The 14447-nt window shown below is 27.8% G+C and carries 13 protein-coding genes and 1 pseudogene; 7 read left to right on the forward strand and 7 right to left on the reverse strand.

The annotated features are described in order from the left end of the window. Nucleotides 1-3: 3 nt before the first annotated feature. The gene (nuoK, locus tag h2es_RS04535) at nucleotides 4-333 is read right to left on the reverse strand and encodes an NADH-quinone oxidoreductase subunit NuoK (protein ID WP_154511801.1); all 330 of its coding nucleotides are present in this window, start codon (nucleotides 331-333) and stop codon (nucleotides 4-6) included. Next, nucleotides 330-917: an NADH-quinone oxidoreductase subunit J gene (locus tag h2es_RS04540; protein ID WP_205702356.1), complete on the reverse strand. Its 588-nt coding sequence runs from the start codon at nucleotides 915-917 to the stop codon at nucleotides 330-332. The genes nuoK and h2es_RS04540 overlap by 4 nt, the downstream gene beginning before the upstream one ends. Before the next feature lie 494 nt (nucleotides 918-1411). On the opposite strand from h2es_RS04540, the gene h2es_RS04545 reads away from it, so the two are divergent. The 4 genes and pseudogenes from h2es_RS04545 to h2es_RS04560 all read left to right on the forward strand — a co-directional run. Further along, nucleotides 1412-2047: an epoxyqueuosine reductase QueH gene (locus h2es_RS04545; protein WP_154511803.1), complete on the forward strand. Its 636-nt coding sequence runs from the start codon at nucleotides 1412-1414 to the stop codon at nucleotides 2045-2047. A gap of 8 nt (nucleotides 2048-2055) precedes the next feature. Beyond that, nucleotides 2056-2889 (forward strand): TIGR01459 family HAD-type hydrolase, encoded by an 834-nt coding sequence (locus h2es_RS04550; protein ID WP_126045151.1) that lies wholly within the window; start codon nucleotides 2056-2058, stop codon nucleotides 2887-2889. A gap of 10 nt (nucleotides 2890-2899) precedes the next feature. Beyond that, complete coding sequence (locus tag h2es_RS04555) at nucleotides 2900-3445, forward strand: NifU family protein (RefSeq protein ID WP_154511805.1); 546 nt, start codon at nucleotides 2900-2902, stop codon at nucleotides 3443-3445. A 19-nt stretch (nucleotides 3446-3464) separates the two neighbouring features. Continuing rightward, nucleotides 3465-4748, forward strand: a pseudogene (locus h2es_RS04560) (malic enzyme-like NAD(P)-binding protein); the annotation flags it as partial. Between the two features lie 127 nt (nucleotides 4749-4875). On the opposite strand, the gene h2es_RS04565 reads toward h2es_RS04560, so the two are convergent. The 5 genes from h2es_RS04565 to h2es_RS04585 form a co-directional block, all read right to left on the reverse strand. Further along, entirely contained in the window at nucleotides 4876-5160 is a 285-nt protein-coding gene (locus h2es_RS04565) for a hypothetical protein (protein WP_154511809.1), read from the reverse strand. A 93-nt stretch (nucleotides 5161-5253) separates the two neighbouring features. Next, nucleotides 5254-6597 (reverse strand): transcription termination factor NusA, encoded by a 1344-nt coding sequence (gene nusA / locus h2es_RS04570; protein WP_154511811.1) that lies wholly within the window; start codon nucleotides 6595-6597, stop codon nucleotides 5254-5256. An 8-nt stretch (nucleotides 6598-6605) separates the two neighbouring features. Further along, nucleotides 6606-7097, reverse strand: a complete 492-nt coding sequence (locus h2es_RS04575) for a ribosome maturation factor RimP (protein WP_195909976.1) — start codon at nucleotides 7095-7097, stop codon at nucleotides 6606-6608. Between the two features lie 422 nt (nucleotides 7098-7519). Beyond that, the gene (locus h2es_RS04580) at nucleotides 7520-8503 is read right to left on the reverse strand and encodes a hypothetical protein (protein ID WP_154511815.1); all 984 of its coding nucleotides are present in this window, start codon (nucleotides 8501-8503) and stop codon (nucleotides 7520-7522) included. A gap of 654 nt (nucleotides 8504-9157) precedes the next feature. Next, nucleotides 9158-12430: an FAD-dependent oxidoreductase gene (locus h2es_RS04585; RefSeq protein ID WP_154511817.1), complete on the reverse strand. Its 3273-nt coding sequence runs from the start codon at nucleotides 12428-12430 to the stop codon at nucleotides 9158-9160. 116 nt (nucleotides 12431-12546) lie between these two features. Here h2es_RS04585 and h2es_RS04590 point away from each other — a divergent pair, with 116 nt between their 5' ends. Genes h2es_RS04590 through h2es_RS04600 form a run of 3 tightly spaced genes read left to right on the forward strand, consistent with a single transcriptional unit; the run spans nucleotide 12547 to nucleotide 14445 of the window. Further along, entirely contained in the window at nucleotides 12547-13638 is a 1092-nt protein-coding gene (locus h2es_RS04590) for a flagellar basal body P-ring protein FlgI (protein WP_154511819.1), read from the forward strand. Between the two features lie 11 nt (nucleotides 13639-13649). Further along, nucleotides 13650-13973, forward strand: a complete 324-nt coding sequence (locus h2es_RS04595; RefSeq protein ID WP_126044981.1) for a hypothetical protein — start codon at nucleotides 13650-13652, stop codon at nucleotides 13971-13973. Further along, nucleotides 13963-14445: a hypothetical protein gene (locus h2es_RS04600; protein WP_126044982.1), complete on the forward strand. Its 483-nt coding sequence runs from the start codon at nucleotides 13963-13965 to the stop codon at nucleotides 14443-14445. The genes h2es_RS04595 and h2es_RS04600 overlap by 11 nt, the downstream gene beginning before the upstream one ends. Nucleotides 14446-14447 lie beyond the last annotated feature (2 nt).

Genomic DNA, 14447 nt, shown 5'->3' on the forward strand with positions numbered 1-14447 from the left:
ATTTTATCCTTTTAATTTTTTGATTCTATCTATACTAATATCACTCTTATTTCTAAAAAATAACACTAATATTGCCAATCCTATTGCAGCTTCTGCTGCAGCAACAGTTAAAATAAAAATTGAAAAAATTTGCCCCGTAATATCTATCCAGATTTTTGAAAATGCAATAAAATTGAGATTAACTGAAAGCAACATAATTTCAATTGAAAACAAAATATTTATTATACTTTTTTTATTAATCATTATGCCACAGATACCTATAACAAATAAGGTAGCTGAAAATATTAAAAAATGGCCAATCGGAACATTATCAATTAACAAATTATTAATCATATTTTGACCCCTGATCTTGATTTAACATCTACCAATTCTAATGATTCATTTTTATTTCTCATAACTTGCTCTATAATATCTTGTTTTTTTACATTATCCTTTGGCTTTCTTAAAATTAAAGTTATTGACCCAATCATTGCTAAAAACAGCAATAATCCAGCAATTTGAAATTCAAACATATAATTAGTATAAAGTTTTTCACCAATATACCTCAATGAATTTTTAAATAATTTTAAATTCTTATTGTGATTAATACTTAAAATATTATATTTTATCTCTGACTTATAAAGTATATAAAAAAATGCACCTAAAAAAGCTAATGAAGAAATGATTGAATATGATTTTACATTACTTACTGACACCCTCAAACTCTTAGTATCTACATCTAACATCATAATAACAAACAAAAATAAAATTACCACTGCACCCACATAAACTACTATGGTTGTCATCGCTATATACTCTGCTTCTAATAAAATCATTATTCCAGCTGAACAAAAAAATGTAAATATTAGAAATAAAACTGAATGCACAGGGTTTTTATTAGAAATAACTAAAATTGATAAAACCAAGATTATTATCATTAAACAATATGTGATAAACTCTAACATTTTAATTTAAAGTACATTATATGTCCAATTTATAAGATTTTAACACAATAAATCAAGTTATTTAATTCAACATTTGACAATTATATAAAATTTTCACATAACAAATTAGTGTAATAAAAATTATGAATAAGAGGTTATGGCGTCAAAATCAATTAATTTCAATTGTTAAGGCTAAAAAATGGAAATTATATGATGAAAAACTCCAACAAGCCATCTTCAAAAATTAGAAGAAAGTAAACAGGGTAATAAATCAGTAGATCCAAGAGGTTTATTAAAGTAATAAAAAAACTTATGTCGAGAAATTCGAATATCTAAACAAAACAATAAATCAATAGATTAACGGAGTTTATAATAAATACTAATTAAATATCTTATTTTCTAATTCATCGTTCATCAATATAGTAACAATGATTGAAAAAAATATATAAATTGTATATTATACTCTTAAAATAGAATAATATAAAGAATTGGTAAAAGTAAAAACTATTATAGCTCCAAAAAAAGATTGTAAAGTGCTTCTTCATTCTTGTTGTGCGCCTTGTTCAGGAGAAGTAATTCAAGCTATGATAAAGTCTGGAATTAATCTAACAATCTTCTTTTATAATCCTAATATTCACCCTAAAAAGGAATATGAAATCAGAAAGAATGAAAATATCAAATACGCTAAAAAAGTTGGAATTAATTTTATCGATGCAGATTATGATGTTCAAAATTGGTTCAAGCGAGCTAAAGGTCTAGAACTTGAGCCTGAAAGAGGAAAAAGATGCACAATGTGTTTTGATATGAGGTTTGAAAGAACAGCACTATACGCTTATGAAAATGGTTTTGATATAATAACTAGTTCTCTTGGAATATCTAGATGGAAAAATATGCAGCAAATTAATGACTGTGGAGAAAAAGCAGCTTCTAAATATTCAGGAATAACTTATTGGACTTATAATTGGAGGAAAGATGGTGGCAGTTCTAGAATGTATGAAATAGCAAAAGAAGAAAATTTTTATAAACAAGAATTTTGTGGTTGTATCTATTCATTAAGAGACACAAATAATTGGAGATTACAAAACGGAAAACAAGAAATTGAAATAGGCAAAAATTATTATTAGACTAAAATATGATTGACATTAAAAAATATGACGTTTTATTGATGGATTTGTGGGGAGTTGTGTATGATGGTCATCATCTATATCCTGGATCACTAGAAACACTAAAAAAATTAAAAGATCTAAATAAAGAGGTTATACTTTTTTCCAATGTACCAAGAAGAAAATCAACTGTAGAAAATCTCTTAAATAGTTTTAAGGTTGATAAATCTTTGTATAAAGATATTGTTGCATCCGGTGAAATAGTTAATGAATATCTTTCTGAAAAGAAAAAATATGGAACAAAATATTTTTACATAGGTTCTCCAGAAGCTGAGGAAGTTATATTAAATATTGGAGGATATATTAAAGCAAATCATCCCAAGGATGCAGATTTCAGTATAATAACAGGCATAATAGATTATTTTGATGAAGCTATGGAATTAGCTAAACAAGCTGTAAAATACAACTTACCTATGATTTGTACAAACCCAGATAAATCATCAATTACAAAAAACGGTGAAGTAACACATTGTCCTGGTGTAATTGCCGAAAAATACGAAGAACTTGGTGGTGAAGTAATTTATTTTGGAAAACCTCACAAACAAATATATGAATATGCATTAAAAGATATAATTCCAACAAAAAAGATTCTTGCTATTGGTGATAGCATGGAAAATGATATAAAAGGCGCAACTAACATGAATATTGATTCCGCATTAGTATGTAGTGGAATACATAGGCATGATTTGCAAATTAACGTAGGAGAAATTCCAACTAAAGAAAATTTATCAAAATTGTATAAAAAATATTCTCTTAAACCAACATATGTGCTAAGCATTTTGAGTAATATTGAAAAATCATAATAATTAGATAATGTATATTCAAACTCAAGACACTCCAAATCCTAATACTTTAAAGTTCATTCCTGGAATTGAAGTTTTAAAAAATGGATCAAAACAATTTAATAAACATGACAATTGTACTGATTCATTACTTGCTCAGCAATTATTTAAGATTGATGGCGTTGACAGTATTTTCTTTGGAAATGATTTTATATCAGTTACCAAAGAAAACAAAGTAGATTGGGAAATAATAAAAACATTTATTCTTTCTAAACTTGTAGATCATTTTTTAGCTGGATTACCTGTTATAACACAATCACAAGATAAGAAAAAAATAATTAAAGCTAATTCAAAGATAGAAGAACAAATTATTGAGCTTTTAAATTCAAAAATAAGACCTGCTGTTGCTCAAGATGGAGGTGACATAATATATAACAAATTTGAAAATGGAGTTGTTTACTTAGAATTACACGGAGCCTGCAAAGGTTGTCCAAGTTCTACCATTACTTTAAAACAAGGTATAGAGAACATGCTAAAGCATTATATTCCAGAAATAAAATCAGTTGAATCAATATAATTAAAATAGGCTATTAATCATGGATAAATTACAAAAAGAAGCATTAGATTTTCACTCTCAAGAACCAAAAGGTAAAATTACAACTAAATTAGCTGATAAATTACTAAATATTAATAAATACAAATTATCCTTAGCATATAGTCCAGGAGTTGCAGAGCCCTGCAAAGAAATATACAAAGATTATAATAAAATTTATGACTATACTTCAAAAGGTAATTTTATTGCAGTAGTCAGTAATGGAACAGCAGTACTTGGGTTAGGAAATTTAGGAGCTGCTGCAAGCAAACCAGTCATGGAAGGTAAATCAATATTATTCAAACGTTTTGCAGATATTGATTCTATAGATATTGAAGTTGATGAGACTAACCCTCAAAAATTTATTGAAATTGTAAAAAAAATTGCTGTAAGCTGGGGAGGAATAAATTTAGAAGATATAAAAGCTCCTGAATGTTTTATTATAGAAGAGGAATTAAAAAAATGCCTTGATATACCGGTTTTTCATGATGATCAACATGGAACAGCTATAGTCACAGTAGCAGGTTTGATTAATGCTGCATATATTACTGACAGAGAAATTGAAAATTTAAAAGTCGTGGTCAATGGAGCAGGAGCAGCTGCTATTGCGTGTATCAATTTAATGAAAAAAATAGGAATTAAAAAGCAAAATATAATAACTTGTGACACAAGAGGAGTAATATATAGTGGAAGAAAAGAAGGAATGAATCAATGGAAAAATAACTTAGCAATAGAAACAAATTTAAGAACCCTTGAAGATTCAATGATAGGTGCAGATGTTTTTATAGGCGTATCTGTAAAAAATGTGGTATCAAAAGAAATGGTAAAAAGTATGGCAGATAAACCTATAATTTTTGCGATGGCCAATCCTGATCCTGAGATTACTCCAGATGAAGCACATGAAGCTCGAAATGATGCAATTGTTGCAACAGGAAGATCTGATTATAGCAATCAGGTTAATAATTTTCTTTGCTTCCCATATTTATTCAGAGGAGCATTAGATGTAAGAGCAACTACTATTAATGACGAGATGAAAATTGCTGCAGCATATGCACTTGCAAAATTAGCAAGAGCAGAGATAACAACTGAAGTTTCTAATTCATTTGAAGGAAAAAATTGTAAATTCGGACCTGATTATATAATCCCTGTAACATTTGATTCACGACTTATTACAGAAGTTTCTATAGCTGTCGCAAAAGCTGCTATTGATTCCGGTGTAGCAAAAAAACCAATTACAAACTTTGAATCTTATAGAAAAACTTTATTAAACAGGTTGAATTTAAACGCTTAATATCAAAAATATTATTTTATATAATAATATTTCTCCAACTGCATCTATTTGAAAAATTATAATAGATATAAAAGCAAAATAGCTCTAAGAGCCTAATGAAATGTTATTATCTAATTTTTAATCTTTATAGGAATTTTCCAGTGTATATATAAAAAAAAATCGCAACTAATATAAATAATGTAGATTTTATAATACATTCAATACTTTCACCTTTAATGCGTTCAATAGTATTGCTATATAAGTTATCTTTTATTACCTTTAGTTTTTGACTATCTATATTTTTATAATTCTTATTACTTTTTCTAAAACTATCTAAAGATTTGTATTTAGCTAACTCTTTAAAATTGACATATTCTGGTATTAAAATATTTGCAAAAGATACAAAAATAAAAGCATATAATTGCAGCACATGAATAAACTGCACATACAAATGATAAATAAGATTTACTTATATCTTTAACTTAAACTTTAAAAAAGTATTAACTAACTTCTCTATCATTTTTTAGTTATCTCCATTGGTTAAATCAGAATCATTATCCTTTTGCTTCTGAGCATCTAGATACTCTTTAGACCTAGAAATTAACTCTTTAGCAATTTCTTCATCAAGACCTTCTATATTTGCAACAGAATTTATATCTGCATCAGCTAAACTTTTAATACTTAAAAAGCCTTCAGAAGCAAGCAACTGGGCTAAAATTTCTTCTAAATTTAACACTTCCATAAATAACTTTGTAATGCTATTAAATTCCTCTTGCCTTCTAGTTGACTCTATTTCTTCAGTGGTTATATTAATTTTCCAACCTACTAATTCTGATATTAATTTTATATTTTGTCCTCTTCTACCAATAGCTTGACTTTGATCTTCCTCAGGTACAATTATCTCGATCTTATTCTGTTCTTCATCAATAATTACTTTAGAAACTCTAATTGATGACCCTAATGAATTGACCACAAATGTAGCTGGATCATCACTCCATTTAACAATATCAATTTTCTCACCTTTAAGCTCTTTTATAATTGCTTGAACTCTTACACCCCTCATACCTACACATGAACCAACTGGATCAATTGATGGGTCAGAAGAGTATACTGCTATTTTTGTTCTAGATCCAGGATCTCTCGCAATATTTTTTACCTCTATAATCCTGTCATATATTTCTGGCACTTCTTGCTTAAACAATTGAGTGACAAAATCTTTATGGGTTCTAGATAAAATTAATATAGGTCCATTAGACTCTTTATCTAACTTAGCTAAGCAAGCCCTTATTCTATCTCCTAGCTTATAAAAATCTGTTTTTAAAGTTTGATCTTTCTTTAATATTGCTTCAGCACTTCCAAGCTTAACAATATATCCACCTGTTTCAATCTTCTCTACAACACCATTTAATACTTCACCTACTCTATTTTTATATTCTTCAAAAACTTTATCTTTTTCAAGCTCTTTAACTTTGTTAATTATAATTTGTTTTGCAGATATAGCATTTAATCTTCCAATTTCTAGTGGTGGTAAAATTTGTTTAATCACATCTCCTTCATTAATATCTGAATCAGTTTCTAGTGCTTTAGAAATCTCAATAGTTTTAACTTCTTCGTTATTTTCATCTCTAGTATTATCAGAAATAAAACCATCTTTAACAACTAGCACTTCTCTATAAAGTTCAATATTCCCCAAGTTTCTATTAATATGAGCCTTAACCTTAATATTAGCACCATATTTTCTTTTAGCTGCTATCGCCATTGCTTCTTCAAGAGCTTCAATTATAGATTCTTTTGATATTCCTTTATCTCTTGCTACAGCTTCTGCAACATGTAGTATTTCATTTCCACCAAAATTTTTATTTTTCATACCCAAAATTAATTTATATTATGTTCATATTGTAAGTAAGCTTCTAAAATCGAATCAAATCTTATAGTTATAATATCACCTTCATCTTTTGTCTTCATTAAAATATACTCATCTTTTACTTCTTCTATATACCCTTTAAAATTTTTTTTATCTAACACTTTAAATAAAGTATTAATTTTAATTAATTTGCCTTTATGTTTTATAAAGTCTTTTAATCTAGTTAATGGCCTATCTATACCAGGAGAACTCACCTCTATAGTATAATCACTTAATCCAAGATCATTTAATTTTAAAATCTCTATTATTACTTTATTAACGTTCTCACAATCTGCAATTCCAACTTGACTATCATCCACTTTATCTATCATAATCTGGCATTTTTTTTCTCTACTATTTTTTAAAGTTCTAACCCTAATGATTTCATATCCATCTTTTTTTATTACTTCTTCTAATAATTGTACAAGCTCCTTCTCTTTTTGAGTATTATATACGTTAAACATTTTAATAATTTGGAGTAAACAAAGAATTAATTGATTACATATCATAAATTTGTAAAATAAAAAGTCAAGAGGGTATTTTATGTTTTTTGTATCAAAAAATTAAAAAGACTATTCTCCATTTTTAGTTAATACTGAAATAAGAAATGAAGATAGTTATAATAAAACAACGTAATAAAAAATCTCGCAAATTGCATGGCAAATTTGAGCACCCCATTATAAACACAACAAGCTTAGAATTAGTAACATAAAGTGTTGATTAAGAAACACATAGTAATCTAATAAAGTTGAATAATATCTTTCTAATAATATTAGCTTTTTTATATTTATATCAAAATTATTATATATCTAAATTTGGACATGAAAGCATACCAGTATATGCATCACAAATCTTGTCACCTATAATGGGTGCATCTGTTTATAATTCACCCATCATATCCTACAAGCCTTAAGTAATCTTCCTCAAGCGATGCATCTGTTTGTAATTTACCAATCATATCTACAAGCCTTAAGTAATCTTCCTCAAGCGATGCATCTGTTTGTAATTTACCAATCATATCTACAAGCTTTAAGTAATTTTCCTCATGCTTTTGAGTACTTTGGCACAATAGTTTTATAGTTTCCACAGAATTAAGATTATCTTTCTTCTCCACATCAATTGCAGCTAAAAATTGAGCGATTGCAATTTTATCTCCCTTACCCGCTAGTGCCATACAGGGTTGATAACTACCCGCCTTAGAAATTTGTATATCTTCTACATATGTGTAATAAAGTTTTGACTTTAAGACCTCATATGATAAATATCCTCCTGTAGAAATTTTAGAAAAATAAGATAATACACTGTGTATTCCATAATCAATATATAAATCTGAATAACCTAGCATCAAACCTGCTTTTAATACTTCGGATTCTCTTAAATTACTTCCCTTGAGCAATATTGTTACCTCATCGTCCATTCCTTCCCACTCAATCATTGATTTATATACTCTATCTGCTATCTCTTGACCATATATATATATATATCTCTGAGGTGGAGAATCAATAAAAAATCCTTCCTCCTGCATCATTGCTCCCATTTCAGTTACTAAAGAGCTAACATCTCTATTTACAGAATATAGTTGATCTTGATAACCATTCATTATCTCAGACAACTTAGAGATAATTTTATTGCTGACATAGTAAATAATAGCGGAAATAGCAATTGCTTTAAATAATTTTACTATTGCTGAATTACTATAGTATAAATCTATTATGGAATCATATATTCTCAATTCGCTAAATTCTGGCTCTTCTTTTGGAATATAATGTGAAGTGGAAAGCTTATTGGTTATGGTCGAAGATTCTTGTAGAATCTTGTCTATTGCTTTTTGTACTGCCATCGAATTAGGCTCAGTGGCTTTTGATGTCATTGTGTACTCAATATATTATTAGGTAGGAATTATACATTACATTTAACTAAACTGCAAAAAATTTAGATAATTCTTAGGCTAAATCTATGTTTCTTTTATACATTAAAATAAATCCATATTTTTAACTCGAACTGCAGTTAAGAAATAAGAAATTTATAATAAATCTTATCATCATGAAGTGGAGTGTATATCTGGATTGCCACGGATGCCTATCATCATCCTCGCAATGACGTTTTATTTTTGTCATCACGAGGTTGCATAGCAACCGTGGTGATCCAGAATTGTTGCAATTCACACCAGAACTAGTCATCACGAGCCACGTTAGTGGCGTGGTGATCCAGAATTATTACCTTAATTACATTTGTTAATAACTTTCCTGTCCTGGATTGCCGCGAGCATTAAAATGCTCTCTCAATGACTATATTGATAACAAAATTGTATTCAAGTGTTTGCATATAATACTTCTTTTGCCTCTTACAAAGCAATTCTTATCTGCAGCTCAGGTTATTTTTAGCATATTAATCTATTGATATATATTTGTTTTGATGGAAAAAAAGCTAACAAACAATAGCATCTTATGTTAAAATTTTTAGCCAAATATAGACCATGTATTGACAATGTTATTTTCCTTAAGTTACAAAAAAGAAATTGTTATTATTTTACTAAACTTGTAATTTTTTCCAATAAACTATTTTGCTTTAAACGACATGAGAGATGATTAAAATCTACATGTTTTAGATTCTGATCTTGATTAAAACAACTATAAACATAATTAACTTCATTTGTTACAGGATCTGTATGTTTTTGCAAACATTGTGCACAGATTTCCTTCATCATGCATTGCATAGGAGAATTAATAGATGCAAAAGCCTTGATGTTTTGGTTAAACAAATCTTTTAAATCCTTCTTAACAGCAAAGGATACTGCTTTCATCATTGAATCTGATCCTATCACTATCATCCTATCAAATTCTTTTAATTTTAGCTTTTTGCTTAGTTTATTATCATAATTTTTCAACGCCTCAACCATATTTCCATGAAAAGATTTATTATTTGAAAAATCCAATTTAGATTCATCACAACACCATATAACTTCACTTGCAGCTTTCTCAATTTCATTAATTTTAAATAAATCTTCTTGTTTTTTATATCCAGCAAAATATAAAACATAGCACCCTCTTTCTAGTAAGGCTTTTCCAATAGAAAACAAAACTGCATTACCTAAACCACCACCTATTAATATTACATTTTCATCTTTTGGTATATAAGTTGGAGCTCCAGTTGGTCCCATTAAACTTATATTTTCATTTGGTTTTAAATCTTTGCAAAAATCTGAAGAACCACCCATCTCAAGTACTATTAATGAAATTATACCTTTTTCTTTATCTACACTAGCACCAGTAAGAGCAAGAGGCTCAATGACGTTTAGATATCCATTTTTAACTTTTGCAGTTGTTTCATAATTTTGCAATCTATAAAACTGTCCTGGCTTAAACTTACTGACAGCTATAGGAGATTTAACCAAAATTTCTACAACATTCTTAGTTAGTCTATTAACTTTTATAACGCTTGAAGTTAACTGATCATTTAATTTATTAAAAAATACATTATATGGAATATTATTTTTTATATTATGCTTTAATATATAGTTTGTAATTAATGGGTAACTATGCTTAGCACTAGCCATTGCCTTTACTACACTGCCTGAATATTTAGGATGTGAATCGCCTAATACACTAACACTAAAATCTTCACTTGTTTTAGTAAAAAACTCAACATCTTCTTCTGACTTAATTAATGAAAAATATCTTCCACTTAATTTAAAATGCTCATTATCCTCTCTTGCTAAAGTTGTGTTAGGATTTGTACCAGTTGCAATTATTACAGTCTTAGCTTTTAAAGTTTTATTATTACAAACAATCTCTTTGCAATGATTATATTGATCAACATTAATTCTAATAGGATTCGTATTTTCAACAAATTCAATTCCTTCTTCTAATGCCTTTTCAACTTCTTCATGATTTAATTTATAAGCTGGAGATTCTTCAAATTGTTTTCTATATATGATTTTAACTCCACCCCATTCTTTTAATAATCTTAATTTATTATTTGTATTTTTTCTTAGTAGTTTAGCATGAAATATGTACTCTTTAGCTATCTCAATTTGTTCATCACTTAGTTTATTAAAAAATCTATCTCCTAATTTTTCAAACTGTACTAAAAATTTCTCAATCATTATAGGATAGTATGCTAAACTTTCAGTTGCAGCATCTATAGAAGTAAGGCCGCCACCTATTACCACTATTGGTAACCTAATTTGTAAATTGGTTAAGCTATTTTTTCTAGCTGGTCCAAGTGTTTGTAATGCCATTAAAAAATCTGAAGCAGTTTTTATACCCTTACAGAGAATATTTTCAACATCTATAATGTTAGGCTTACCTGCCCCTATAGCTAATGCTACATGACTAAACCCTAAATTTTTTGCAGAATCATAAGTAATAGTGCTTCCAAATCTAATACTTCCAAATAATCTAAAATTTGTTCTTCTTTCAAGAATTAATCTTAAAATAGTCAGATAATTTTTATTCCATCTTACAGTAATTCCATATTCAGAAACCCCACCAAATCCATATGCCTTTCTTTCACTTAATTCTTCCATTATCTCTGAAATATCTTTAATTGGCTTAAAATTAGTTCTATTACCACCTGAATCAATACCAGACATATTACTTGACATAGGCTCAATTTTTAATCCATCAATCCCTACAACTGTAAAACCTTCATTTATCAAATAATGAGCAAGAGTAAAACCTGCAGGTCCCATTCCAACGATAAGAACCTTATTATTATTAATATTATTAGGAAGATATTTTTCAGATTTCAACGGATTCCATTTTGTAAGTAAACTATATATCTCAAACCCGTAATCAAGTTTTAAAACATCATCTAAAATTTTGCTTTCTACTAAAGGTATATCAACTGGTTCTTGATTTTGATAAATACAAGATTTCATACAATCATTACAAATTCGATTGCCAGTTGCAGCTATCATTGGATTATCTATAATTGCAGTTGCCAAAGCGCCAATAACTATACCTTCTTTTTTAAGAAAATTTATTTCTGAAATTTTTTGCTTAAGAGGACAACCTTTTAAAGGTATATCTAAAGGATTAGATTTAACTTCATCTGCAGTTTTATTAATTAAACCTTTTGAACAAGAATCCTTATTTTGTTTGTGGCAATATAAACAATAATTCGCATTTACGATAGCTTTAGGTTGTGTAAGTGTTTTATCACTAAGATTAAATCCATCTCTTGATCTAATTTTTTTATCTTTAAAAAATTTCACTCCATCGTCTGATTCAGAGCAATCAATTAATTTATTAAAATCTAATTTTTTAGGTATTTTAAACAATACCCCATTTTTATATTTATCCCTTCCTTCATTAGAATATAAAACCCATGCAGCATATACTTTAGCTGCTTCCAAAAGCTTTTCATCTCCTTTTTCAAGCCAATTTAAAATATTTGTGGCAATAGATAATTCATCATCAAGATCTACATTATTCTCAGTGATTAAACTTATAGCATCCTTTAATTTTGCTGGATTAAAATCTTCACGTTTAACTTTTCTTTGAATAAATCTCTTCCTAGACTGAAATAAAGAAGAAGTCTTTTTATGATAACTCCTAATTTTATCTTGATCATACGAAATATTAAATAAATCTATAATAAATTCCTCTATATATGGGCTTAATTTAATGATAAATTCAGAAGAAATTTTATTATTCTTTCTATGTGCTATTAACTCACTTAAAATTTCAGTATTTCTTTCACTCAAAAACTCTAAAAATTTTTGATCAATTTTTTCTAACCCACCTACCGAGTACAAATCTTTAAACTTAATACCAAAGCTAAACTCAACCATTTTACAAATTATTAACTAATAAAATTAAACATATATATATATTTTTAAATAAATTTTCTTGATACTTACTTTTACTAATGCTTAAATTATCCAAATTGGATGTGTTCTGAAATTTAATGCAATATAAATTAATTAAATTACTTTCTATAATTTTTTGGATTCTACTACTTTTTCCTATAAAATCAAACTCTGACTCAAGAATTAAAGATATTGTTAATTTTGAAGGCATAAGGGATAATGTTTTGGTAGGATATGGTTTAGTAACAGGATTAGATGGAACAGGAGATAATTTAAAAAATTCAAATTTTACCCACAAGGGGCTAGTAAATTTATTAGAAAAATTAGGAATAAATACAAGAGGCGAAAATTTAAAAACAAAAAATGTTGCTGCAGTTATGGTAACAGCTAATCTTCCTGGATTTTCAAGAACTGGTAACAGAATATCTATAAATCTTAGTACATTAGGAGATGCTAAAAGTTTAAAAGGTGGGACCTTATTAGCTACTCCACTTATGGGAATTGATGGAAAAATTTATGCCGTTGCTCAAGGTCAAGTTGGAATAGGAAAGCTATCCGATAGTAGACAAGATACTTTTAAACCAATTTTAACCTCTGGCTATATTATAAATGGAGCATCTGTTGAAAGAGAAATTGATTTTGATTTAAATTTATTACAGCACGTTAATATTTCATTAAATAATCCAGATCTTACAACAGCTCGTGCCATAGCAAATGCTATCAATTCTTATTTAAGCTCTAATTTAGCAATATCACTAGACCCTGGCACAGTTACTTTACAGATCCCAAATGAATATAAAAGTAATGTAGTTGGTTTATTAGCAGATATAGAAAATATAGTGATATCACCTGATACTACAGCTAAAATAATAATTGATGAAGCAACAGGTACAATAGTAATTGGCAAGCATGTAAAAATTTCTAAAGTGGCTATTGCTCAGAAAAATTTAATTGTTAAGGTATCTCCAATTAAAGAATTTGAATTGGAATCTAATATTTTATCTAATAAAAATGACCCTGAAGAACAATCAGAACCTGGAACTGCTTTAAAGATTCTTAAACCAACTGCAAACTTAGCAGATTTAGTATCTGGATTAAATTCATTAGGAGTAAAAACACAAGATTTAATAACAATATTAAAATCCATTCAAGAAGCAGGAGCATTACAAGGAGAGATATCAATAAAATAGGTTAAAAAAGTATGAGTGGACAAAAAATAGGTATACACATTCAACAACTGCAAGAATCTAAATATAATGTAACTAAAAGTCATGAATCCAATCTACAACAAAAAAAATTCAAGGAATCGTTAGATGAATTAAATGCAACATTATTAACAAAGTTACTAGAACCTATTTATGAAACAATTGAGCCTGACCCACTAACAGGAGGAGGATTTGCTGAAAAAACTTTAAATTATTTTTTAATTAATGAATACTCTAAAAAAATTACTGAAAATGGCAAATATCAAGTTGATCCTAATCTAAATAACCAACTAATGAAAAAATACAATAATGAAAAATGATAAAAAAATAGAGTCAGAAACGAAAAGCAAAAAAATAGATGATAAAAAAGCTCAATTTGATCATGAATTAATTATAAGTGCTTTAACTAGATTAAAAGATTTAATTAAAAGAGAAGAAAATTTAATTGAAAAAAAACAATATTCAGATGCAGAGAAATTAATTCCAGATACATTAGAACTTGTTAATTTTTTTGCAAGAAATAAAGATGATATTCTTAACAGTTATGATCTCACAAAAGAAGAAGATAAACAAAAAAGAGAGGAGATAAAAAATTTGGTACAAAATTTGCTGAATAATTCTAATAAAAATATTAACAAAATTAAGAAAGCACAATATATAGGTTCTAAGGTCATGGAAATAATAAAAGAATCAGTACACAAGAATCAGATGAAAAATAAAAATTACAATATAAGTGGGAAATCAGAAGCTAAGTATAAAAATAAAAATATTATGTTAGATAAGGAGGTATAGTT

Source organism: Rickettsiales endosymbiont of Trichoplax sp. H2, assembly GCF_009690945.1.
In the GTDB taxonomy this organism is placed as follows: Bacteria; Pseudomonadota; Alphaproteobacteria; order Rickettsiales; family Midichloriaceae; genus Aquirickettsia; species Aquirickettsia rohweri.